This is a genomic window from Bacillus sp. MM09(2025) (genome assembly GCF_050496725.1).
In the GTDB taxonomy this organism is placed as follows: domain Bacteria; phylum Bacillota; class Bacilli; order Bacillales; family Bacillaceae; genus Bacillus; species Bacillus pumilus.
Genome location: NZ_JBNWEN010000004.1, coordinates 311,467 through 335,925, shown reverse-complemented (window position 1 = coordinate 335,925; position 24,459 = coordinate 311,467). Strand labels below are relative to the sequence as shown.

Below are 24,459 nucleotides of genomic sequence, written 5' to 3'. Positions count from 1 at the left end.
AGAGATGATTCAGATTCAAGCGTTAGATCATGTGTTTAAAATTGGTAAAAAGGGCAGAGAGAATGAGATTCCTGTGCTGAAAGGGATAGACCTGTCTATCAAAAGAGGCGACATTGCTTGTATAGTGGGGCGAAGTGGCTCGGGGAAATCTACCCTATTGAACTTAATTTCAGGATATATTACGCCAACGAGCGGACAAATTGTCATTGATGGTACCGATGTGACTGGATTTAATGAAAAAGAATGGGCTGATTTTCGCTTAGATCACTTTGGTTTTATCTTTCAAAGCTTTCAATTGATCGGGAGCTTAACGACGTATGAAAATGTTGAACTTCCGCTCACTTTAAAAGGTGTAAAGCCGTCTGAACGAAAGGCGAAAGTAAAAGAAATGCTGAAACGAGTAGGTCTAGAACATCATGCAGGGCATTATCCGAATGAGTTGTCGGGCGGGCAGCAGCAGCGTGTGAGTATTGCAAGAGCCTTGATTTTAAATCCATCTATTATTTTAGCGGATGAACCAACAGGCAGTTTAGATTCAGAAACCGAAGGAGAAATCTTAGCCTTTATCCAGCAGCTCAATCGTGAAAAAGGAATCACATTTGTCATCATTACACATGACGATGAAGTTGCCTCCATCGCAGATACTACGTTCCAGCTCCATGATGGTGTATTAAAGAAAGGGGAACAATCCATTGAAATTTAGAGATCAGGTCAAATTCATTAGAAGAAATATGAAGAAAAATAGATTGCGTGTGTTTATGACCATTCTTGCGACGACAATGGCATGCTCTTTCTTAATCGTTTTAGCATCTGTCGGTTTTGGTCTGCAAAAATCAGCGCAAGATGAAATCATGAAACAGCAAATCATCACAGAAGTGAAAGTGTTAGGCAAGGAAAAAGGTGACGTCAATACAGATGATTTAAAGAAATATGATCATGTGAAATCTGTCGTTTCAAGAACGGCGCTCACTCCATCGGTAAAGATCGAGCTCGATGACCGCTCAGGTGAAACGCAGGTTGCTTTGACCGATATGAAAGAAGAAAAAGAAGCAGGGCTTGAGCTAGACCGAGGTAAAGTCCCAACATCAGCGAACGAAATTGTGGTCGGGTATCATATGGCTGAACAACTGTGGACAAAAAAAGAACGCGAAGCCTATGAAAAAGAATTAAATCAGACATCAAATGGTGAAGAAATGCCAAAAGAGCCTAAAGGCTACACGAAGGATATTTTAAATAAAGTGATCCAAATCAAAGTGCCAAAATTAAATGAAGAAAATGAAGTTGTCAAAGAAAAAACATTTGATTTCCGTGTAGTAGGTGTCATGAAAAAGCCAAATCTGGAGTGGCAAGAGGATCATAAAATTCTCATTCCGAATGCGTATGAAAAAGAATTTGGTCAAATACTCGATCTATCTCCTGAAGCAGGAAATGTCGAGAAAATGACCTCTGTCTATGCAGATAAATTCGACAATGTTGGTGCGCTTACGAATAAGCTGACAGATGAGGGATACCAAGTCATCTCTGTGACGAATCAGCTCGAAGGAATGGATATGTTCTTTACAGTCTTCAAAATTGGACTTATTTTTGTTGGATGTATTGCGGTCATTATTTCTGCGATCGGGATTTTCAATACGATGACAATGGCTGTAACAGAGAGGACACAAGAAATTGGGATTATGAAAGCCATTGGCGCGAATCCATCCATTATTAAGCGAATGTTCCTCATGGAAAGTGCTTATATTGGGGTGATTGGGTCGATCATCGGTATTATCATCTCATATATCATTAGTTTCGCTGTCAATTTAATCATTCCAGCTATTTTGACGTCCATGTCAGAGGGAGGGGCAAGTGATCAATTCTCGATCACCTTCTCCTACATTCCACTCAGCCTTGTGATTACGGCAACAGTGATTAGTGCAGGGGTAGCGATCCTTTCAGGGCTCAACCCAGCACGTAAAGCAACAAAAACGAATGTATTATCAGCATTAAGAAGAGAAATCTAATAAAAGAACCTCCTAAGACACCCTATGGGGCTGACAGGAGGTTCTTTTTTTCGTGACACATGGCTATTGCTTAGGTGCCCGGTACCCTGCACGCTCTGCTTCTTCTACGGAGCAAAACATTTTGGTTACATTTTTGGTTCTAGAGTAGTATCTGCTGCTCGGTGTGTGATAAATACCGTTGACACTACCTTTGATGTTACAGGCTGCGGATTCTTTTTTTGTTTCCTTCTGTGATTCATGACCGCCTGTACTTTTTCCTTCATCTTTAGGAGCGGAGCGCTGAACGGTAGAAGACTCTGTATCGCTGCTACTTTTCTTGTTCTCTTTTTTGAGCGTTTCGTTGCTTGAGGCAAGCTTGTCTATTTTCTCTTCAAGCGCTTGAAGAGTCTTTTCTTGCTTTTTGACTGTTTCTTTTTCTGAGGTGATGGTTTCTAGCTTTTTCGCTAGCTCTTCTTTATCCTTTGTTACGTCCTCTAAAGAAGCGGTAAGTTCCTCTTTATCAGCTTTTAAGCGCGTTATGTCAGATGTGAGCTGCTTTTGATCCTTTAACAGCTGTTCTGAAGATGGATCTGCTTGTGCTTTCGGTGCATCTGTGGCAGCAAACGGTAATGACATAATGGAAAAGATGAGACCTAAGATTAAGAAAGGATAAAATAGTTTCTTTGAAAAGATCTGCGCGTTTTGGTGTTTGAGTAATAAGAAATTGACGGCATATCCGATGGCAAAACAAACACATAAAAGACCTATGATGAGTAACATCATCATCTAGAAGCCCCCCCTATATCTTTCATTACACCAATTATACCTCATATTTCCATTTTTAGGGGGTGTTTTAACTAAAAAAGCCCTGTTTTACACAGGGTTTTCAGCTAATGGTAATCCTTTGATAGCTTCCTTAACCGTCAAATAAGTGATTGTATCCTGGAAATCTGTATCCAAGTCTTTCATTTTCATGGCAAGCTGCGGTTTGATCCCTGTGATGATCAGTTCGGTTCCAGTTAAATTGAGAAGATGGTGCAGCTTGAAAATACGTGCTGCAACGGAATCATCAACATCGATTAAACCAGAAAGATCAACAATTAAATAATCATCCTTTGAATCATCTAATATACAAGTTAACTTCGCAACAATGGCATCAAAGCGTTCTTCAGATAGTTTTCCAATGAGAGGCAGAGCAGATACACCATTTTTGATTGGGACGATTGGCGTCGAAAGAGAGGTGACTTCCTGTAAGGAATCTTCTAGGAGCTGTTCATATTCTTTCTGTTTCGTAATATCTTTTTGAAAGCCAATGAAAAAAGTTTTATCATCTTGTTCAATGTATAGTGGATCTATATTGAGTTCATTCCAAAAAAAAGTACCGTCTTTTTTATAATTTTTTAGCTGTGTGGTAATAGGTGTTTTATTCTGTATTCCATGACGTATTAAATCGATCTGTTCTTGATCTGTGTCTTTCCCTTGAAGGAATCGACAATTACGCCCGAGAATTTCATCTGGTTTGTATCCAGTCATGTGTGTAAAACCATGATTCACATAAACGATAGGGTTATCTTCTAAAGAAGGGTCTGTAATGATAACACCGATCCGCGCATGATCTAGCGCTTTTTTTATAAGTTCAAGCTGTTTTTGTAAGCCGAAGATGTTCGAGCTGACCATATTACCCTCCTTTGTTGCTGCTATGAGACATATCAAATGGTTGTCTTTTCAACCAAAGATACTCCTTACTAACGTAACATAACATATGTTCTGTTTCAACGATTGCAATGGCTTTGTTAAATTTGTCATCATAGTTTGTCCTCCATTAGAATATAGTAAGTAAGGAGACTTTTCTTTAGAAAAAGAAGGAATCAATTGCTCATAATTCATAAAATGACAAAAATAGTTAATATGGATTAGGCAAAAATGATTCCAATGCATCAAGATTGTTTTGGGTCATTCACATATAATGGAAGAAACAAGCTTTTTTTCTTCGTTAGAGAGAATAGACCTTTTACATGGATTATGACGGAACAGCAGAATGGCATTACAGGGGGCTGGACAGCCTGAAGTCGCTTTACTATTCTAAGGGCTTTAGGAAGGTGATGAAAATGCTGCAACAAGTCATTATTGCTTGCGCCATTGGAGGGGTCATGGGCATTCTCGGTCACGTAAAGAAAAAAGGCAGGCTAGAGAAGCCCAGAATGACAAAAAAGTTTATTTATTTAGGGTTTATTGAAGATTGGCTCGTTGGGATGATTGCCGCTACACTGCTTGTCTTATCCTCAAATCCCGATTCTAGTCTGCACTTGGTCATCTTATCAATTATTTCAGGTTACGGAGGAGAAGCAGTTCTGCGAAGCTTTGATTTTGTAAGAGAACAGCATTCACAGAATGCAGACTCCAACCGTCATAACCGATCTCCACACGAATAATTTCCTCTACTTTACCCTGATCTAGGGTACATTCCCATTGTATACAAACCTGCTTGCACTTATGATCATAATTCTATAAAATACTACTTAGATGACGGTTACGATAAGAACAGTGAAGAGGAGTAGTAGGAAAGCAGTATTTGTCTTTAGAGAATTGACGGCTGGTGAAAGTCAATCAAATCTGCTTCTGAACTCGCCTCAGAGTTGCAGTTGCGTTAAAGCTTCTGTCGCATGTCTGCGTTAAAGATATTAAGTGAGCGTACAAACAGAAAGTTACGCTAACAAGGGTGGTACCGCGGGAACCAAAAAATCTCTCGTCCCTTTCCAGGGATGAGGGTTTTTTGTTGATTTTAGAAAAATCTGAATTCTTGCAGTGGTCATCTGAGCAGATACAGCCGTACATATTAAAGGAGGTTTTCACATTGAGTTTTCAGCATCGGGAAATTGAAAAGAAGTGGCAGGATTATTGGCTGACACATAAAACATTCGCCACATCTGACTCGGAAGATAAACCAAAGTTCTATGCACTTGATATGTTTCCATACCCATCAGGAGCAGGACTTCATGTCGGGCACCCTGAGGGCTACACAGCAACGGATATTTTATCACGCATGAAACGTATGCAGGGATATGATGTTCTTCATCCAATGGGATGGGACGCATTTGGTCTTCCAGCAGAACAGTATGCACTAGATACAGGGAATGATCCCGCGGTCTTTACAGAAGAGAACATCAATAACTTCCGCCGCCAAATTCAATCACTAGGGTTCTCGTATGATTGGGATCGAGAAATCAACACGACTGATCCGAATTATTATAAATGGACACAATGGATTTTCTTGAAGTTGTACGAAAAGGGATTGGCGTATATCGATGAAGTACCAGTGAACTGGTGTCCGGCGCTTGGCACAGTCCTTGCAAATGAAGAAGTCATTGATGGAAAAAGTGAACGCGGAGGGCATCCAGTTGAAAGACGTCCAATGAAGCAATGGATGCTAAAGATTACGGCATATGCGGACAGGCTGTTAGAAGATTTAGAAGATATTGATTGGCCTGAAAGCATTAAGGACATGCAGCGTAACTGGATCGGACGTTCAGAAGGTGCACATGTTCATTTCGAAGTAGAAGGACATGATGAACAGTTTACTGTATTCACAACGCGTCCTGATACATTGTTTGGTGCGACCTATGCGGTACTTGCACCAGAACATGCACTTGTTGAAAAAATTACAACAGCTGCTCAAAAAGAAGCAGTCGAAGCATATATGAAAGACATTCAATCTAAGAGCGACTTAGAGCGGACGGATCTTGCAAAAACGAAGACGGGTATTTTCACAGGCGCTTATGCCATCAATCCATTAAATGGTGAAAAGATGCCGATCTGGATTGCAGATTACGTGCTGGCTACTTATGGAACAGGCGCGATTATGGCGGTACCTGCCCATGATGAGCGTGACTATGAATTCGCCAAAACATTTGATCTTCCAATCAAGGAAGTTGTCGAAGGCGGAGACATTGAAAAAGAAGCTTACACAGGTGATGGAAAACACATTAACTCTGATTTCCTCGATGGATTAGGAAAAGAAGAAGCGATTGAAAAAGCCATTGCATGGCTGGAAGAACATCAAAAAGGCGAAAAGAAAGTCACTTATCGTTTAAGAGACTGGCTATTTAGCCGCCAGCGTTATTGGGGTGAGCCAATTCCAATTATTCATTGGGAGGACGGAACGTCTTCAGCTGTTTCTGAGGAAGAGCTTCCATTGATTTTGCCTAAGACGACTGAGATTAAGCCAAGTGGTACAGGTGAATCACCTTTAGCCAATATCAAAGATTGGGTTGAGGTTGTCGATCCTGTTACAGGTAAAAAAGGACGCCGTGAAACCAATACAATGCCGCAATGGGCAGGCAGCTGCTGGTATTTCTTACGTTATATTGACCCGCATAACTCAGAAGAGCTTGCATCTCCTGAAAAGCTGAAGAAATGGCTCCCTGTTGATGTATATATTGGCGGAGCAGAACATGCTGTACTTCATCTTCTATATGCGCGCTTCTGGCATAAGTTCTTGTATGATATCGGCGTTGTTCCGACAAAAGAACCTTTTATGAAATTGTTCAACCAAGGAATGATTCTTGGGGAAAATAATGAAAAAATGAGTAAATCAAAAGGAAATGTTGTCAATCCAGATGATATCGTAGAATCTCATGGTGCGGATACATTGCGCCTTTATGAAATGTTCATGGGACCTTTAGATGCATCAATCGCTTGGTCTGAAACAGGACTTGATGGTGCTCGCCGCTTCCTTGATCGTGTATGGCGTCTATTCACAAACGAAGATGGCACAATCAGTGATAAAATAACAGAGCAAACTGGAGGCGCATTAGAACGCAGCTATCATGAAACCGTGATGAAGGTAACAGACCATTATGAAGGTCTGCGCTTCAATACAGGGATTTCACAATTAATGGTGTTTATCAATGATGCCTACAAGGCTGATACACTGCCGAAAGAATATGCAGAAGGCTTTGTGAAACTTCTTTCTCCAATTGCTCCGCATGTAGCGGAAGAGCTTTGGAATAAGCTTGGTCATGAAGGGTCTATTTCTTATGAAGCATGGCCGCAATATGACGAGTCAAAGCTTGTCGACGATGAAGTAGAAATTGTCATACAGTTGAATGGAAAAGTGAAAGCAAAATTAACTGTCCCTGCTGATGCGACAAAAGAACAGTTAGAAGAGCTTGCGAAAAATGATGCACGTGTAAAAGAACAGCTTGAAGGGAAAACCATTCGCAAAGTGATTGCGGTTCCTGGGAAGCTTGTCAATATTGTTGCAAATTAATGATGACACCCATCGGTATGAACCGGTGGGTGTTCTTTATTTCCCGGGACATAATTTTGTCGAAAACAAGGTGATTGGACCATCGATCTCGTATGTTAACAGGTGATCAACAAAAGGAGGAGTGATGTCAATGGAAAAGGGAAGCAAACGAGAACAACTGCTCAGTCTATTAGGAGAAATGCCAGAACGCCATCGCGTGGAGGCATATACGTTAAAGATTGAGGATCGTGAATCGTATGTAGTCGAAACACTCATTCTTTCAATCCATGGTGTGGAGGAAGTGCCCGCTTATTTTGTGAAACCGAAGGATATAGTGAAAAAAAGACCCGTTGTGCTGTTTCAGCACTCTCATGGCGGGAACTACGTCGATGGAAAGGAAGAGCTCATCAAGGGTGCTCATTATTTGCAAGAGCCTTCATATGCGAAAGAGTTCACCTCAAAAGGCTATAGTGTCCTAGCTATTGATCATGCAGGATTTGGTGAGAGAAGAGGAAGAACCGAAAGTGAAATTTTTAAGGAAATGCTTTTAACAGGGAAAGTGATGTGGGGCATGATGCTGTATGAAAGCATGTGTGCCATTGATTATGTACTGTCTCGACCTGATGTGCTGCCGGACCGGTTAGCTGTTTTTGGAATGTCAATGGGCGGGCTTCTTTCCTGGTGGACGGCTGCGCTTGATGAGAGGGTCAGTGTGTGTATTGATCTTTGTGCACAGGTCGATCACCACACATTAATTGAAACGAACAATTTAGACAGGCATGGCTTTTATTACTATGTACCAAGCTTAGCAAAGCACTTTACGGCAGCTGATATTCAGGAAATGATTTTTCCAAGGCCGCATTTAAGCTTAGTTGGAAAACTTGATCCACTCACCCCTGCTGAAGGCGTAGCACGTATTCAAAAGGGATTGAGTCAAGCATATCAAGCGGCTTCATTAAAAGAACGTTATCAGCTTGTTGGTCTTCATGCAGGTCATTTTGAAACAGCCGCTATGCGTCACGAGGCCACTCGATTCTTAAAAAAATGGCTGTAATCTATAAAGGCTTGGACATACTACGTCATTAGAAAGGAGGAGACCGATGAAAAAGATCACGATCATTGGCGGGTGCGGTGTGATCGGCCGTATTTTAACAAAAGAGCTCTCTTCTGAGTACGAGATCATCATCATTGATCAAACGGGCTGTGAAAAAGGAGTCATTTTGGCAGATGCAACGAATGAACAGGAATTATATAAGGCGATTCCGCGAGATACAGATGTTATCATACACCTTTTAAACATGGAGATGACGTATGATGTGATGAATCGTGAGGAGTTTGAAAAAATGAGTGATATTTTTTGGAGGAGCTCTTATTCTATGTTTCGATCAGCTGCAACACTCGGCATTCGAAGAGTCATTTTTGCAAGCAGCAATCATGTGACCGATCGTTATGAAAAAGATGGACGCTCCTTACTAGGAAGACATATTACAACAGACGATGTACCTGCGACTCAAAATGTCTATGGCATTTTAAAATTTGCTTCTGAACAGCTAGGTCGTTTGTTCCATGATCAAACGGGAATGTCTGTTATCAATTTACGGATTGGAACGGTTGTGACGGATGAGATGGAGGCATTACACGAGAAAGATCGAACAAAACGAACACTTCTTTCACATGAAGATCTAGCAGGGATGATAAAGGCAGCGATTGAAACGGCCGTTCCCTTTGGCACATATTATGCCGTATCAGAAAACGAAGAAAAGCCTTGGTCTATGGAAAACACAAAGCAGGAGTTAGGCTACATACCCGATGTGAATACGACGGAAATCCTTGAAGAAAATGATCAGGCATAGGGCATAATCATGTCATTAGCTGATGATCTTATTCTTTTGTTTCATGAGCATAAAAGCACGACTGACAGGATCGATCCAGTTGGTCTGTCAAGATGATTATAGACGCTTTCTTCCCTCGTTTGTTACATTTTAATCACGATATCGTCACAGGCTGCAGCTCATTTTCGGATAAAATGATAACGCTTTCAAAGAAAGGGTGTGATGAACATAGATCGTTCTATTAAAGACCGATTGTTCAACTTATTTAATTACTCTTTTCTACTCATGTTCGCATTAATATGTGTGCTTCCGTTCATCCATGTCATTGCTGCCTCTTTTGCTACAGTAGAAGAGGTCATCACGAAGAAATTTATCTTGTTTCCGACCACGTTTTCTTTAGAGGCCTATCGGTATATTTTCTCAACGGATATTGTGTACCGCAGCCTTATTGTGTCCATTCTTGTGACACTCGTTGGAACAGCTGTCAGCATGTTTTTGTCCTCACTCATGGCATATGGGCTGTCTCGTCAGGAGCTAAAAGGCCGGAGAACATTGATGTTTCTCGTTGTCTTCACGATGCTGTTTAGCGGTGGGATGATTCCGACGTTTATTGTGGTGAAAACTCTTGGTCTGCTTGATACCTATTGGTCACTAATTCTACCGGTTGCGATCAATGCGTTCAATTTGATCATTTTGAAAAACTTCTTTCAAAACATTCCGGCAAGCCTTGAGGAATCAGCGAAGATGGATGGCTGTAACGATTTAGGGATTTTCTTTAAAATTGTGCTGCCACTTTCTTTGCCTGCCATTGCGACCATTTCACTTTTTTATGCCGTGACGTATTGGAATACGTACATGACCGCCATCCTGTATTTAAATGATTCAGTGAAATGGCCGATTCAGGTGCTTCTAAGGCAGATTGTCATTGTTTCGAGCGGAATGCAAGGGGATATGTCGGATATGGGATCATCCACACCACCGCCAGACCAAACGATTAAAATGGCTGTCATTGTGGTAGCCACCATACCCGTTCTGCTTGTCTATCCATTTATTCAAAAGCATTTCAACAAAGGGGCATTACTAGGTTCTGTAAAAGGTTAAAAAGAAGGAACAACGGAGGGATCTTATGGGGAGAAAGAAATTATGGCTGATTGCGTTTGTTCTGTTATTTGCAGCAAGCGGTATTTTATCCGCATGTTCAAGCAAAGGAAGTTCATCGGATGAAAAAGTTGATTTAGACAAAAAAGTGAAACTGACATGGATGGCCATTTTGTATCATCAGCAGCCGCCGAAAGATTCGGTTTTAAAAGAGATTGAGAAGCTTACAAATACAGAACTTGATATTACGTGGGTGCCTGATGCTGTGAAGGAAGACCGGTTAAATTCTGCCCTTGCTGCAGGGAATCTGCCGCAGATTGTGACGATTCAAGACATTAAGAATTCGTCTGCTATTAATGCATTCAGATCAGGTATGTTCTGGGAAGTCGGTCCGTATTTAAAGGATTATCCAAATTTAAGTAAGATGAACGAACTGATCAATAAAAACGCCTCTATAGACGGTAAGCTTTATGGTATTTATAGAGAGAGACCACTTTCAAGACAAGGAATTGTCATTCGAAAGGATTGGCTTGAAAATTTAAATTTGGATACACCAAAAACGTTGGATGATCTTTATGAGGTAGCGAAAGCCTTTACTGAAAAAGATCCGAATCAAAACGGAAAAGCGGATACAATTGGCTTTACGGATCGGAACGATTTGATTTATGGAGCATTTAAAACACTTGGTTCATATGAGGGAATGCCAACAGACTGGAAAGAAGAAAACGGCAAATTCACGCCAGACTTTATGACAGATGAGTATATGAATACGATGAAATATATGAAGAAACTGCGTGATAATGGCTATATCAACAAAGACTTCCCTGTAACAAGCAAAACACAGCAGCAGGAATTATTCTCACAAGGAAAAGCAGGAATCTATGTTGGAAATATGGTTGATGCTGTGAACTTGAGAGATGATGCGACAGATAAAAACATGAAAGTCGATATCTTAAACCGAATCAAAGGCCCAGATGGCAAAGAACGGGTGTGGGCATCAGGTGGTCATAATGGCATCTTCGCATTCCCTAAAACAAGCGTGAAATCAGAGGCAGAATTAAAGCGAATTTTGGCCTTCTTTGATCGCATTGCGGAAGAAGATGTCTATGGTCTCATGACGTACGGTATAGATGGCGAGCATTATAAGAAAGAGGAAGGAAATACATTTGTGAGGGAAGAAAGCCAAGTGAAAAGCTGGCAGACAGATGTACAGCCGCTCGTCAGTCTAGTAGGCATTGATAAACGGTACTTGAAAAATAAAGGGGATGCGGTTCGTACAAAATATGAAGAGCTGGAAGAAGACAATCAAAAGATCATCGTCGCCAACCCTGCTGAAAGCCTGTATTCAGAAACAGCCTCAGAACGAGGAAATGAATTGAAAAAAATCATCGATGATGCGACCTATAAGTTCATTCTTGGAGACATCAGTGAAGATCAATTTAAGAAAGATGTAGAGAAGTGGAAATCAAATGGTGGCAATAAAATCATTGAAGAATATGAAGCTTCCTTTAAAAAATCAAAATAATCAACATAAACACCCCCGCACAGTTAAAAAGCGGGGGTGTTTTCATTAAAAGTCAAAGTTGTCTGGGTCTGGTCCGATACGTTTGTTTTCATTTAAATCAGACAGGCGTTTCATATCCACATCAGATAAGGCAAAATCAAATATGTCTGCATTTTCTTTTAAACGATGCGCTTTCGTTGATTTTGGAATGGTGATAACGCCTTTTTGCACATCCCAGCGCAAAATAATTTGAGCAGGTGTTTTGCCGTATGTGTCCGAGAGTTCTTTGATCACCGGATGATGCAGCAGTTCACCCTGCATGAGCGGTGACCAAGCTTCCACTTGAATGCCGCGAGAGTTCAAATACGTATAGAGAGTTTCCTGCGTAAGCTTTGGGTGAAACTCCACTTGATTGATAGCTGGTATGATGTCTGCATCTTTTAATAGTTCGTCTAGATGATGCGGCTGGAAGTTGCTCACACCAATGGCTCTAACCTTTCCTTCTCGATACAAGGTTTCCAGCGCACGCCAAGCGTCTTTATATTTGCCCTCAACCGGCCAATGGATTAAATATAGATCAAGGTAGTCAAGCTGAAGTTTTTTCAAACTTTCCTCATATGCTTTTAGAGTGGATTCATATCCTAAATCGGCATTCCACACTTTTGATGTCACAAAGAGGTCTTCGCGGCGCAGTCCTGTTTCTGCAAGACCAAGTTGTATGCCGCGCCCAACCCCTTCCTCATTGCCATAAATAGCCGCTGTATCAATACTGCGATAGCCTATTTGAATGGCTGTTTTGACGGCGTCTATTAATTCTGCGCCGTCTTCAACCTTGAATACCCCAAGACCAAATCCGGGCATGTGGACTCCATTGTTTAATGTTTTTGTACTTTGTAAATGATTCATAATGAACACTCCTTAGATGGTTTGATTTTGTTCTTGTTGTTCGATTCGAAAACTAATCATTGTGAGAATGGCTGCGATAAGGACCATGATACCGCCGACCCAGCCTGTATGCACAAGCCCAAGGGTATCTGTCACGATGCCGCCTAAAAATGAGCCGATGGCGATACCAGCATTAAAGGCAGCAATATTCATAGCGGAAGCGACGTCGACTGCTCCTGGTGTGTATCTTTCTGCAAAGTCAACGACAGCTACTTGCAATCCAGGGACATTCATGAAAGCAAAAAGTCCCATCAGCATGACAGTTGCAATGCCTAGCACTGTGAATCCAGCAGTCAAGCTAAGGATAAACAAAATGATGCTTTGGATGATAAACATGTAAATGAGTGCTTTCATTGGCTGCTCATTAGCAGCCTTTCCGCCAATGACATTTCCAGCTGCGATCGTGATTCCGTATAAAAGCAGGATCAATGCCACCGCCCCTGGCGCAAGGCCTGTCACATGCTGTAAAAGAGGAGATAAATACGTAAAGACGACAAAGGTTCCTCCGTATCCTGTTGCTGTAATGACAAATAGAAGCAAGATTCTTTTTGTTTTTAATAAAACAGCTTGATCCTTAAATGATGTTTTCACGCCTCGCTTTAATTGAGATGGAACAAGAAAATAGTTAGATATTAGTGCGATTAGACCAATGATCACAATCACACCAAATGATGTCCGCCAGCCGAGCTCATGACCAAGAAATGTCCCAAATGGCACACCTGTCACAGTCGCTACTGTTAAACCAGTGAACATAAAGGCAATCGCGCTTGCCCGTTTTTCTTTCACTACAAGGCTTGCAGCAATTGTAGAACCGATGGACATAAAGATTCCATGGGATAGGGCTGAAATGACCCGTCCGATTAATAGGACTGAAAAGGTCGGAGCCATCGTGGCAAGTGTATTTCCAATCAAAAAGACGAGCATAATGAGCAAAAGCAATGTTTTCCTTTTCATCGTTGAAGTCAAAGAAGTCAAAATAGGCGCGCCGAATGTCACCCCAAGTGCATATAAAGAGACGGTCCAGCCAGCCTGACTGACGCTCACTCCAAAGTCCTCTGAAATCATCGGCAAAAGACCGACACTAATAAACTCAGTGGTTCCTATAGCAAAAGCACTAATAGCTAGTGCGAGAAGGGCAAAGTGGTTTTGTTTTTTCTTCATGAATCAGTTCACATCCTTCTGTGATGACATTTTGATAGACGAAGCCGATCGGCAAGAGTTATTATCTAACATAGATGACGAAAAAAAAAGTACGTACTTTTTTGTAATATAGGTACTAAAAAGTGCCCATTCGTATAAAGAGGAGTGAGGATTTAATGGAAAAGAAAAAATATAATATCTCCGTGGAAGCGACTCTTGAGGTCATTGGCGGGAAGTGGAAGTGCGTGATTTTATGTCATTTAACACATGGGAAAAAACGTACAAGTGAATTGAAGCGGCTCATGCCAAACATCACACAAAAAATGCTTACACAACAGCTGAGAGAGCTTGAAAGTGATGGGGTGATTAACCGAATCGTGTATGAGCAAGTACCGCCTAAAGTGGAATATGAATTAAGTGAATACGGTCAGTCGCTCGAAAGAATTCTGAATGCGCTATGTGATTGGGGAGCAGATCATATTGAACGCGTGTACGGAGAGCCGCTTTCAGTGCTGGAAGACAGCATTTTAAATGAACAATTTAAATAAAAAAGTCCCGCTTCCTATGAGAGCGGGACTTTTTGTCTTATATGCCTTTTTTCTGGTCGCGGTATTTGCCGGGGGTCGTGCCTTCTAGTTTTTTGAAGGAACGAATGAAGTTTTGCGGGTTTTTATATTTCAGCTTTTCCGAAATTTCTTTGACGGACATATCGGTCTCCACGAGCCAGTTTTTGGCGACATGGTGTCTGTAGGATGAGAGATATTCACTGAAGGAAATATCCATTTCCTTTCTAAAGATACTGCTTAAATAATTTGGGTTGTAATGCAGGCGTGTAGCGATTTCATCCAATGTGAGATCTGAGTCGAATTCTTGATGAATGATATGAATGATCTTTTCTGAGATGTTTTTGTATTGTGATTCCTCGCGTGCACCTAGCTGGTCAATAATCGGCCGAATGATCTCATGTTTTAGCCATGCTTCGGTATCTTCAAATGTTTTAAATTCAAAAATCGTATCATACAGCATTTTATTGTCTTCGACCTCAAATAATTCAATGCCAAGCAAATGCATCAGCTCAATCAAATTGTTTAAAAAACGGGCGAGGGCGATATGGTACTCGTGCGGTCCTGCATTTTTAGAGAAAATGGATTGCAGGAGCACATGTAAATAGTGATCTGCCTTCCCTTGATCACCTGCTTTCATTGCATCAAATAAATCATGCTGCAGCTGCTTTGGAAAATGGGTTTTAAACGTTTTTCCTTGCTGGATATGTTCATATAAGATAATGGACTTTTTCTCTGCTTTGAGCCTGTATTTTAAGGCCTCTTTTCCTTCAATGTAAGCCTGTTTTGCCATCGTAAGCTCCTGAAACTGGCGGCTGATCCCGATGCTGATCGATAAACCAAGCTCTTCCTCGATACGCAGCTGAATCGTTTCTGCTAATTGGTTTAAATATTCAGTAAACTCTTCATCTGACTTTGAGTGATTGAGGATAATCGTCGTTTGATGCTGATTGACAACTGTTGGCTGCAGACGCTCCTCTTGCGGAATAATCTGCTCAATGAGTCCATTGATCGCAAATAAAAGTAAGTCAGCATCCTTTTTTTCATAAGGTGTTCCTTTTAGCGTATCAATTTGGGTCACAAGCATGGATAAGTGAGACCAGCCTTGAGGGAATCCTAAACTTTGGAACCGGTTGTTAATCTCTTCTTCTGTCAGCTTTCCGAGCAATAGCCGCACCATAAAGTATTGCTGGAGGTGCGTGACTTGCTGCTCAATACGTTCCTCTAAATCATTGTTTTGATCCTTCATTTGTTTAATACTCGACTCAATCAACTCAAATTCATTTTGAAAAGGCTGCTTTTGCAAAAAGGATTCATTGCGTGCAAAGGACTCGTATAACAAGCGGATTGGTTTATAAAAGTGTCTGGACCCAAACCATGAAAACATCAATGAAAGCGCTAACAAAATAAAGCAGATAATAAAGGTGATCCACCCAATTGATTTCGTTTGTGCCTTAAGTTCTGGAATAGAAACAAAGGATAGGTACGTCCATTCGTTATAGTCTGATTTTTGAAACGTAATTTGATAGTTTAGTTCCTCGATCTTCATGTTAAATTGACCTGATCGTTCTTCACGTGATAGGACATGCTTGACGAACTCTTGATTTTTCAAGGATTCACCAATTTGTTCTTTGCGGTTATGTAACAGCACTTTTCCGTTAGTATCAATGACAAACATACTGTCAGATTGAGAGAAGTCCGGCATATTGTCAGCAATCGTACAGCTCGGAATGCTGGCGACAGCGATCCCTTTTTTCTGGACACTGTTCATAGGGAGTTGTTTGATTAAGTTCACATTGTATTTGCAAAAGGAGGCCTTTCCTTCTTTTGTCGCAACAAGTGGATTATTCTCTTCAAGTGCCCAGCTGGAATGACTCGGAATATTGAGGTAAAAGGTGAGCGCTTTCTCTTGGTCTCCGCTTGAGACATGATAAAGCCCCGAATTGTTCATGTACCAGTCTTCCATTTTACTGACGAGTGTAATATTGGACAGATCGGTGTCAAAGGTTTGCAGGTAGTTCAGCTCCTGCTGTACTTGATTATAAAGCTGGAATTGGTCTGGATTTAAAGGTTCTGCCAGTGTTTGAAGGAGAGGCGGCGAACTGACATAGTGAGTGAGAGAATGATCAACAGTCTTTAAAATATGCTCAATATTGGATTGCGTTTGTTTAACGCTGTCCAGCTTTTCATTTGAGATATTTTCGAGTGCTGTTTTTTGTGAATGCTGATAAGAAAAAATACCGACAATGATGACAGGAATCGTACTAAGCATGAAAAAAAACGTGACGAGCTTGTAATAAAATTTATATTGCCTTCTTTTCATAAAACCCCCCATTTCAAACGGAACAATCTTTTCCTCTTTATTTATTAATCCAAAAATTTGGTAGGTTTGTCAATAATCATTTTCTGAGATTAGGATCATTTTCTCATGTTTTATGTAACGTTTTGAGTAGCTTCCCCTAAGTAAATATGATCTGATGATATGATTGTAGACGGATTTTTCATCCTTAAGATACAGTTAACACATGCATCAGCATGAGGGGAGGCTTTATCTATGAAAACAGAGGATGTCACTGCCAAGGGTGTGCCTGCGGCAGCTTTGAAAAAAGAAAGAAGAAAGCGCTTACTTAACCAAATGCTTAGTCAAAAGTTTTTGTATCTCATGATTTTGCCAGGGCTCATTTATTTTCTTGTCTTTAAATATGTGCCGATGTGGGGGCTGATCATTGCCTTTCAAGATTACCAGCCGTTTCTCGGTATTCTCGGCAGTGAGTGGGTTGGCTTCAAACACTTTATTCGATTGTTTACAGAACCAACATTTTTCATCTTATTAAAAAATACACTGATTTTATTTGCCATGAATGTTGTGATTTTCTTTCCAATTCCGATCTTATTGGCCCTGCTTTTAAACGAGGTCAGATTGGCATTGTTTAAGAAATTTGTGCAGACGATGATATACATTCCTCACTTCATGTCATGGGTGATTGTCGTGTCCTTATCCTTTGTTTTGTTAACAGTAGATGGCGGGTTAATCAATGAATTAATTGCTTTCTTTGGAGGGGAAAAGATTAACTTCCTTCTTAGTCAGGAATGGTTCAGGCCAATGTACATTTTACAAGTGATCTGGCGGGAAGCAGGGTGGTCGACGATCATTTACCTAGCGGCGATTACAGCGGTAGATCCGCAGCTATATGAAGCAGCGAAAATGGATGGAGCCGGTAGACTGAGACAAATGTGGCACATCACGCTTCCTGCCATTAAAAGTGTGATTGTCGTTCTGCTTATTTTGAAAATAGGTGACACATTAGAGCTTGGCTTTGAGCATGTCTATTTATTACTCAATGCAACGAACCGGGAAGTAGCAGAAATCTTTGATACGTATGTTTATACAGCTGGTCTTAAGCAAGGGCAATTCAGCTATAGTACAGCTGTTGGTTTATTTAAAGCAGCGGTTGGACTCATTTTGGTCATGCTGGCGAACCGTTTAGCGAAGAAATTTGGGGAAGAAGGTATTTACTAAAAAGGAGATGAAGAAAAATGACATTATCGACTAAAAAGGGATCACCACTTGAGCATGCAGAGAAATTAGCACAAACAATTATGAAAGCGCATACACCGATTGAGCTGCCTCCAGCTGGAAGATGGCATTATCATCAAGGCGTTTTTCTTTGCGGTGTGATGAAGCTATATGAGTCAACAGGGAACGAGACGTATTTCAATTATGTGAAAAGCTACGCAGATTCGCTCATTGATGAGTATGGAAACCTGTTATTTCGAAGAGATGAGCTTGATGCGATCCAAGCAGGACTCATTTTATTCCCTCTTTATGAACGAACAGGAGAGAAGCGGTATGTGCTGGCAGCAGAGAAGCTCCGCGGGCTTTATCGCACATTGAATCGCACATCTGAGGGCGGATTTTGGCATAAAGACAATTATGCTTATCAAATGTGGCTGGATGGTCTCTACATGGGAGGACCTTTTGCTTTAAAGTATGCAAAGCTGAAAGGTGAAGAGGAACTGGTGGATATGGTGATCCAGCAAGAGCATCTCATGAGAAAGCATACAAAAGATGAAAAAACAGGCTTGTATTATCACGCGTGGGACGAACGAAAAGTGATGCCATGGGCTGATCAAAAGACAGGCTGTTCTCCCGAGTTTTGGGCAAGATCATTCGGCTGGTATGTCCTTGCATTAGCAGACATGATCGAGGATCTGCCAAAGCAGCATGAGGGGCGAAAGGTGTGGAAGGAAACGCTGACAGACATGCTGGAGAGTGTAGCTAGGTACCAGGATCAAGACACAGGTCTCTGGCATCAAATCATTGATAAAGGGACTCATAGCGACAATTGGCTTGAAAGCTCTGGATCGTGTTTATTCATGTACGCCATGGCAAAAGCCATGAACGAAGGGTATGTCAGCCCCCGCTACACAGATTATGTGGTGAAAGCTTACCAAGGCTTAATTCAGCATAAGACGGCTGTGACAGAAAACGGTGATTTTACCATCAATGATATATGTATCGGAACATCCGCTGGATTTTATGATTACTACGTCGGTAGAGAAAGAAGCACAAATGACTTGCACGGGGCAGGCGCTTTTATTTTGGCGTTAACTGAGCTAGAGAAGCTGCCTGTTTTTCAAAAGGCATGAAGAGGCAAAAAAGGGCTGCGGCATGGTTGATCAGCTTCATCGCTGCCTTTTGTTTGTCAGCCTGTCATGGGAAAACAAACGGTATCGATGTTCTGATTTTTTCTGATATGTCAAAGGGGATGAAGGATCAATTAGTCGAGAAGGCTTTTCAAACGGAACAAGAAACGTATAGCGTCCACATCTTTCCGGCGATTCCTGAAAAACTTCTTGTTGAAATTACCGCAAAAGAGGGGGACATCATGCTTGTCCCGGAAGAAATGTTTCGAACGTATGATGATCCTGAAAGCTTTCAATTGCTTGAAGAGATGGGCATAGATGATCAAGCGGCAGGGCCATATACGACCGAGGATCAAAGGACAGGGAACACGGTCGATTATGCGGTTCAAGTTCATAAAGGCACGAAAAAGCTAAACGGCTATACCTTTCGTTTACATCGAGATATGGTCGCTTTTATTCCCGTGTATGCAGACAAGTCCAAAGAGGCGCTGTCTCTCATGAAACAGCTTCGTGAAAATCGATAGAAATAGAGGTGGGGACTGTGAAACGGGTCGTAATTTGCGGACTCAGTCAGCGTGCGTTCAATATGTTTATTAAACCGCTCACAGAGGATTTCAATGAGCAATACAGGATTACAGGGCTTTTAGATATAGATCATCATCGGTATACACTTTGTCAGGAGCGTTTTCCATCACTGCGGGGCGTCTCGTTTTTTCATGAAGAGGCATTTGATCAAATGGTGAAGGAAGCAAAGCCAGATATCGTCATTGTGGCAGGCAGGGATGACACACATGTCACCTATATTTTGCAAGCACTTGACCATGACCTCGATGTCATCACTGAAAAGCCGATGGTTACAACAGCAAAAGACGCCAAAAAAGTAATGGAAAAAGAAAAGGAAAGTAATGGAAAGGTCACAGTCACTTTCAATTATCGCTACAATCCATTTCATCGAAAGATCAAAGAACTCATTTTAGAAGGAAAGATTGGAAGGGTCACATCTGTTGAATTGAGCTGGCTCATTGATACGTATCATGGCGCTAGTTATTTCAAAAGATGGAACCGCACGCGGCAATTCTCTGGCGGACTATCCATTCATAAATCGACGCATCATTTTGATTTGGTCAATTGGTGGATCAATCAAAAGCCGAAGCAAGTATTTGCCTATGGGGCGCTGAATTATTACGGAGATAAAAGTCCTTGGAATCCTTTGCAGGGAGAAGAAAACAGGTATTGCGGAACATGTCATGTGAAGGATACATGTCATTATGAAGCAAGGTGGAATCCGAGAGTAGTAAGCTCAAAGGTCGAGGACGATCATATCGAATCGGGTCAGAGTCAAACGCAGCAATACGCTAATTACCGCCCAGACGCCTGTATTTTTGATGAGGAAATTAACATTGAGGATACATATGTGGCATCAGTGGCATATGACCAAGGGGCCCTCTTCAGTTACTCGATTCAATTCTCAGCACCCTACGAAGGATACCGGCTTGCTATTAATGGGACGAAGGGGCGTATTGAAACAAATGAGTTTCATGTGCCATCCAGAATTCCTTTTCAATTCCCAGAACAGACGATTTCTTATTATCCGATGTTTGGGGCAAAAGAGACAATTGAAGTCGTGAAGCAGCCAGGAGGACATGGCGGCGGAGATCCTCTGCTTTTGGCCGATTTATTTATCGGGAAAGATCCTTTAATTCACTATGATATTTCGGCAGGAGCAGAGGCTGGTGCTTATTCAATTGCACTTGGGGAAGGCATGTGGCGGTCTGTTGCAGAGAAGCGTCCAATTGACATAGAAGAGTTGCTTCATAAAGAGACGGTGTCATAAGAAAGAGAGGAGGGGAAAGAGATGGATCATGATGGTTCAATGAGCAGAATGCTGCGAATGTGTGAGTGGGTGATGAGACTCGCCTATACGAATTTGCTATGGCTGCTGTTCACCATGCTGGGGCTTGGGATCTTTGGATTGATGCCTGCGACCACTGCGTTATTTTCGGTGATGAGAAAGTGGATACAAGGGCATGAGCAAATGAGCGTTTTCCGGACTTTTTGGAAGGTGTACCGTGAGGAGTTTGTACGCTCTAACTTGATTGGAGTGGCGCTACTGATCATAGGGACGATTATATATGTAGACCTTGCGTTTATTTATCCAACGAGCTGGTTTTTGCATGTGCTTCGTTTTGCCATTTATATCTTTGGTTTTCTCTTTGTTGTGAGCTTGTTTTATATTTTTCCGCTGCTGGCTCATTATGATTGGAAAAAACGTCTCTATCTGAAATTCTCTCTTTTGCTCGGTATCTCATATTTGCAATATACACTCTGTATGCTCGTTTTCTCGGCTCTGCTGTTTGTTCTCTTTGCTTATTTGCCGGGAATTGTGCCGTTCTTTAGTGTGAGTATACTCGCCTATGGCCATATGTGGCTGGCCTATCAAGTATTCAAAAAAGTAGAGTTTGAAAGTGAGCAGCAGACTGCCGAAGTGAAGAAAAGCCTGCCGTCTTTCCTTCAATCGAAGCGGGTGAATACACAGTGATGCGGTTCATTTGCTATAATGGTGTCACCGTGATTAAAAGGAGAGATGAGCGCCGTGTCAGTAAAAGAAATCTCAATAGAAGAATTAAAACAAAAGCTAGAACAAGAAGAAGCGATTCAGCTTGTTGATGTGCGTGAGGACGAGGAAGTAGCAGAAGGAATGATTCCAGAAGCGGTCCATATTCGAATGGGAGATATCCCGGAGAAACTGGATGCATTCGATCAAACGCAGGAGTATTATATTATTTGCCGCTCTGGTAAACGTAGTGAAAATGTCTGCTATTTCCTAGAAGACCAAGGCTATCAAGCGACCAATGTCGTTGGCGGAATGCTTGCTTGGTCAGGAGAAACAAAACCGAAGCTGTAAATAGAAGTCCTTTCATCTCACAGATGAAAGGCTTTTTTTGTTCATATGCCCGCCCTAATGTGCATAAAAATAGAGTAGCGAGAGAAGGGAGAGTGGCATATGTGCTAAAGGTAGCTGTATTTGATGAAGAGCACGAAAAAGATTTGCAGAGTGAAATCAATCTTTTTTTAAAAGGAATGGATGACGACCAAATCATTGACATCAAGTACAATGTAGCGGTGATCTGTGAGCAAGGAGGAGAACAGCTCTACTGTTTTTCTGCCCTCATTTTATATAAAAAATAGATGGCCACAAAAAAGGACCTGTTTGAAGGGTCCTTTTACTTTGTTTAACTAGCGTCAATATATAAACGATGCTTGTTGCAGTGAACACATTGAAAGAGGTAGCCTTGCAGATCTCCGCCGTTGACGAGCCATTGTTTTAAATTCTCTTTTGTTAATCCTCCGCCGCTGCAAATGTCTTCAATATCTTCTGTGAGTTCTTCCTCTAAATGTTCTATCTCTTTCCATCCGACATACTGGACGATCGCGCAACAATCTCCGCAATGGCTTAACCAATATTCCTGCTGCCAGCCGCGATAACCTGGTGTTCTATAGATCAGTTCATCTATATATTCCTCTTGCTCAACGTCGTCACAGCTTGCATCGTCTTGAAACATGCCATCGTATTTCTTAGCGGCTGAACCATCTTTAATGCACCAAGGGCAAATTCCTTTCACATCTTCAACAGAATAAAATGGACCATGATACACATATTCTCTTTCTTTTTTACAAACAGGACATGTCGTAGGCTCTTTTTTGATTACGTTTAACGAAACTGGATCTGGGTTGTACTTGAATGTAGGCAGCGTCATATAAACCTCCATGTTGTGAATCATTTTATCCTATTATTTTAAAGGACTGTGGAAGAGCATGACAATCTTAAATTGTTTGTATAGAAAAAAGCCGTTCACATGAGGAACGGCTTTTTTCATACACGTTTATGCTTTTTTTACTCTTGGACTTCTTGGTTTATTGACTTTGTTAGCTTGTTTGATGGCTCTTCGTTCAGCATTTAATGATTTGTACAGTGACACAACCATCAATATAATGACAATGGAGAACGGCAAGGCGGCGAGTTTTGCTGTATTTTGCAAGGCTTGAAGTCCGCCTGAAAATAATAGCACTGCAGCAACAGCTGATTGGATAATGCCCCAGCTGATCTTTACACTATTCGCAGGATTTAATGAGCCATAGGTTGTCTGCATTCCCAGAACAAATGTGGCTGAATCTGCTGATGTGATAAAGAATACAGCAATTAAAATAAGTGCCAAAATGGACGTAATCATGGCAAGCGGGTATTGATTTAAAACACCAAACAGCATCGTTTCAGTCGGCATACCAGCTACATCTATAATATTTTTTTGTTGTAAATCCATAGCTGATACTCCGAAGATAGAGAACCATAGGAACACGAGAATTGAAGGAGCCACTAAGACACCAATTAAAAATTCTCGAATGGTTCTTCCGCGCGAAACTCTCGCAATAAAAATGCCGACGAATGGAGACCAAGAGATCCACCATGCCCAATAAAAGATCGTCCAACCATTAATCCATTCTCTCTTTTCTGGATCATTTGGTGATAATCTAAAGCTCATTTGTACAATATTCGATAAGTATTGTCCGATCGAATCTGTAAATGAATTTAAAATAAAAACAGTTGGTCCAGCAAAGAGTAAAAAGATCATGAGTATAGCAGCAAATATCATATTCGAATTACTTAAATATTTAATACCTTTACCAATTCCACTCCAAGTAGAGATCAAGAACAGAACAGTCACGATCGCAATAATAATGAGCTGAGTCAAAAAGTTATTTGGAATGCCGAATAAATAGGTTAATCCACCATTAATTTGTGCGGCACCTAGCCCTAAACTTGTGGCTACGCCAACTACTGTGGCAAATACTGCGATACAATCGATTGTTTTTCCAATCCATCCATGAATTCTGTTTCCGAATACTGGGTATAAGGTGGAACTAATTAATCCAGGCGCATCTTTTCTAAATTTAAAGTATGCGATGCATAATGCGACAATCGCATAAATGGCCCATGCATGAAGTCCCCAGTGGAAAAATGTATAACGAAGGGAATCGCGGAAGGCTAATGCAGTTTCAGTCTCACCTGTTGGTGATTGAATTGCATAGTGACTGATTGGTTCAGCGGCCCCATAAAAGACAAGACCAATTCCCATACCGGCACTAAATAGCATTGCAAACCAAGAAAAAAGGCCAAATTCAGGCTCTTCACCTGGTTTTCCTAACGTAATTTTTCCGATTGGACTAAAAATAAAGAATAGACAAAAGCCGACAAGTAGTGAAATCACTATCAAATAATACCAGCCAAAGTCGTTTGTAATGTAAGTTTGAATCTGATCTGTGACATTTTGTAATGTTTCTGGAGAAAAAGCTCCCCACATAACGGCAACAAATGTGATCGCAATCACAATCCAAAATACACTTGATACGTTTTTCACACCATCTCACTCTCCTGTTGTTCTACACGTTTAAGCAGAGGATTTTGTTTAATATCCCCTATCTCAACTATTTTCAAACAAAA

General features: G+C 41.2%; 23 protein-coding genes and 1 other annotated feature. Of the genes, 16 read left to right on the top strand and 7 right to left on the bottom strand.

The features are described from left to right. Positions 1-4 precede the first annotated feature (4 nt). Complete coding sequence (locus ACQYAC_RS07920; protein ID WP_095409340.1) at positions 5-703, top strand: ABC transporter ATP-binding protein; 699 nt, start codon at positions 5-7, stop codon at positions 701-703. Next, positions 693-2,003 carry an ABC transporter permease gene (locus tag ACQYAC_RS07915; RefSeq protein ID WP_339163559.1) on the top strand — a complete coding sequence of 437 codons (1,311 nt, stop codon included), beginning with the start codon at positions 693-695 and terminating at the stop codon, positions 2,001-2,003. The genes ACQYAC_RS07920 and ACQYAC_RS07915 overlap by 11 nt, the downstream gene beginning before the upstream one ends. A gap of 63 nt (positions 2,004-2,066) precedes the next feature. Here ACQYAC_RS07915 and ACQYAC_RS07910 read toward each other — a convergent pair whose 3' ends face one another. Together ACQYAC_RS07910 and ACQYAC_RS07905 are read right to left on the bottom strand one after the other, a co-directional pair. Beyond that, entirely contained in the window at positions 2,067-2,768 is a 702-nt protein-coding gene (locus tag ACQYAC_RS07910; RefSeq protein ID WP_429943070.1) for a hypothetical protein, read from the bottom strand. Positions 2,769-2,855: 87 nt separating this feature from the next. Next, complete coding sequence (locus ACQYAC_RS07905; protein WP_058015010.1) at positions 2,856-3,659, bottom strand: PAS domain-containing protein; 804 nt, start codon at positions 3,657-3,659, stop codon at positions 2,856-2,858. A 425-nt stretch (positions 3,660-4,084) separates the two neighbouring features. Here ACQYAC_RS07905 and ACQYAC_RS07900 point away from each other — a divergent pair, with 425 nt between their 5' ends. The 6 genes from ACQYAC_RS07900 (at position 4,085) to ACQYAC_RS07875 (ending at position 11,685) form a co-directional block, all read left to right on the top strand. Further along, on the top strand, positions 4,085-4,414 hold the full coding sequence (locus ACQYAC_RS07900; protein ID WP_223250657.1) for a DUF4257 domain-containing protein: 330 nt from the start codon (positions 4,085-4,087) through the stop codon (positions 4,412-4,414). A 103-nt stretch (positions 4,415-4,517) separates the two neighbouring features. Next, positions 4,518-4,739 (top strand) — a binding site (T-box leader). Positions 4,740-4,836: 97 nt separating this feature from the next. Further along, positions 4,837-7,251: a leucine--tRNA ligase gene (gene leuS, locus ACQYAC_RS07895; RefSeq protein ID WP_429943069.1), complete on the top strand. Its 2,415-nt coding sequence runs from the start codon at positions 4,837-4,839 to the stop codon at positions 7,249-7,251. Positions 7,252-7,381: 130 nt separating this feature from the next. Beyond that, positions 7,382-8,284: a dienelactone hydrolase family protein gene (locus tag ACQYAC_RS07890; protein WP_429943068.1), complete on the top strand. Its 903-nt coding sequence runs from the start codon at positions 7,382-7,384 to the stop codon at positions 8,282-8,284. A gap of 46 nt (positions 8,285-8,330) precedes the next feature. Further along, a complete protein-coding gene (locus ACQYAC_RS07885; protein WP_429943067.1) occupies positions 8,331-9,083 on the top strand; it encodes an NAD-dependent epimerase/dehydratase family protein in 753 nt (250 codons plus the stop codon). Positions 9,084-9,302: 219 nt separating this feature from the next. Then, on the top strand, positions 9,303-10,163 hold the full coding sequence (locus ACQYAC_RS07880) for a carbohydrate ABC transporter permease (RefSeq protein ID WP_095117953.1): 861 nt from the start codon (positions 9,303-9,305) through the stop codon (positions 10,161-10,163). A gap of 25 nt (positions 10,164-10,188) precedes the next feature. Next, entirely contained in the window at positions 10,189-11,685 is a 1,497-nt protein-coding gene (locus ACQYAC_RS07875) for an extracellular solute-binding protein (RefSeq protein ID WP_106035207.1), read from the top strand. A 45-nt stretch (positions 11,686-11,730) separates the two neighbouring features. Here ACQYAC_RS07875 and ACQYAC_RS07870 read toward each other — a convergent pair whose 3' ends face one another. Together ACQYAC_RS07870 and ACQYAC_RS07865 are read right to left on the bottom strand one after the other, a co-directional pair. Further along, positions 11,731-12,573 carry an aldo/keto reductase gene (locus tag ACQYAC_RS07870; RefSeq protein WP_429943941.1) on the bottom strand — a complete coding sequence of 281 codons (843 nt, stop codon included), beginning with the start codon at positions 12,571-12,573 and terminating at the stop codon, positions 11,731-11,733. Positions 12,574-12,582: 9 nt separating this feature from the next. Further along, positions 12,583-13,770, bottom strand: coding sequence for an MFS transporter (locus tag ACQYAC_RS07865; protein WP_429943066.1), 1,188 nt, complete (start codon positions 13,768-13,770; stop codon positions 12,583-12,585). Positions 13,771-13,925: 155 nt separating this feature from the next. Here ACQYAC_RS07865 and ACQYAC_RS07860 point away from each other — a divergent pair, with 155 nt between their 5' ends. Further along, on the top strand, positions 13,926-14,297 hold the full coding sequence (locus ACQYAC_RS07860) for a winged helix-turn-helix transcriptional regulator (protein ID WP_429943065.1): 372 nt from the start codon (positions 13,926-13,928) through the stop codon (positions 14,295-14,297). Between the two features lie 37 nt (positions 14,298-14,334). Here the strand turns inward: ACQYAC_RS07860 and ACQYAC_RS07855 are convergent, their stop codons facing one another. After that, positions 14,335-16,635 carry a helix-turn-helix domain-containing protein gene (locus tag ACQYAC_RS07855; RefSeq protein ID WP_429943064.1) on the bottom strand — a complete coding sequence of 767 codons (2,301 nt, stop codon included), beginning with the start codon at positions 16,633-16,635 and terminating at the stop codon, positions 14,335-14,337. A gap of 231 nt (positions 16,636-16,866) precedes the next feature. On the opposite strand from ACQYAC_RS07855, the gene ACQYAC_RS07850 reads away from it, so the two are divergent. The 7 genes from ACQYAC_RS07850 to ACQYAC_RS07820 all read left to right on the top strand — a co-directional run bounded on the left by ACQYAC_RS07850 (position 16,867) and on the right by ACQYAC_RS07820 (position 22,148). Further along, positions 16,867-17,832: an ABC transporter permease gene (locus ACQYAC_RS07850; protein WP_058015018.1), complete on the top strand. Its 966-nt coding sequence runs from the start codon at positions 16,867-16,869 to the stop codon at positions 17,830-17,832. Positions 17,833-17,849: 17 nt separating this feature from the next. Then, the gene (locus tag ACQYAC_RS07845) at positions 17,850-18,962 is read left to right on the top strand and encodes a glycoside hydrolase family 88/105 protein (protein WP_429943063.1); all 1,113 of its coding nucleotides are present in this window, start codon (positions 17,850-17,852) and stop codon (positions 18,960-18,962) included. Continuing rightward, positions 18,959-19,483 carry a lipoprotein YteS gene (locus ACQYAC_RS07840; protein ID WP_169056715.1) on the top strand — a complete coding sequence of 175 codons (525 nt, stop codon included), beginning with the start codon at positions 18,959-18,961 and terminating at the stop codon, positions 19,481-19,483. Before ACQYAC_RS07845 ends, ACQYAC_RS07840 begins: the two co-directional genes overlap by 4 nt. A 17-nt stretch (positions 19,484-19,500) precedes the next feature. After that, a complete protein-coding gene (locus ACQYAC_RS07835) occupies positions 19,501-20,793 on the top strand; it encodes a Gfo/Idh/MocA family protein (RefSeq protein WP_429943062.1) in 1,293 nt (430 codons plus the stop codon). Between the two features lie 21 nt (positions 20,794-20,814). Beyond that, a complete protein-coding gene (locus ACQYAC_RS07830) occupies positions 20,815-21,498 on the top strand; it encodes a YesL family protein (protein ID WP_429943061.1) in 684 nt (227 codons plus the stop codon). Positions 21,499-21,552: 54 nt separating this feature from the next. Further along, on the top strand, positions 21,553-21,864 hold the full coding sequence (locus tag ACQYAC_RS07825; RefSeq protein ID WP_253622323.1) for a rhodanese-like domain-containing protein: 312 nt from the start codon (positions 21,553-21,555) through the stop codon (positions 21,862-21,864). 101 nt (positions 21,865-21,965) lie between these two features. After that, the gene (locus tag ACQYAC_RS07820; RefSeq protein ID WP_003217582.1) at positions 21,966-22,148 is read left to right on the top strand and encodes a sporulation protein Cse60; all 183 of its coding nucleotides are present in this window, start codon (positions 21,966-21,968) and stop codon (positions 22,146-22,148) included. A gap of 44 nt (positions 22,149-22,192) precedes the next feature. Here ACQYAC_RS07820 and ACQYAC_RS07815 read toward each other — a convergent pair whose 3' ends face one another. Continuing rightward, positions 22,193-22,717 carry a CbrC family protein gene (locus ACQYAC_RS07815; protein WP_429943060.1) on the bottom strand — a complete coding sequence of 175 codons (525 nt, stop codon included), beginning with the start codon at positions 22,715-22,717 and terminating at the stop codon, positions 22,193-22,195. A 126-nt stretch (positions 22,718-22,843) separates the two neighbouring features. Then, a complete protein-coding gene (opuD, locus tag ACQYAC_RS07810; RefSeq protein ID WP_429943059.1) occupies positions 22,844-24,376 on the bottom strand; it encodes a glycine betaine transporter OpuD in 1,533 nt (510 codons plus the stop codon). Positions 24,377-24,459 lie beyond the last annotated feature (83 nt).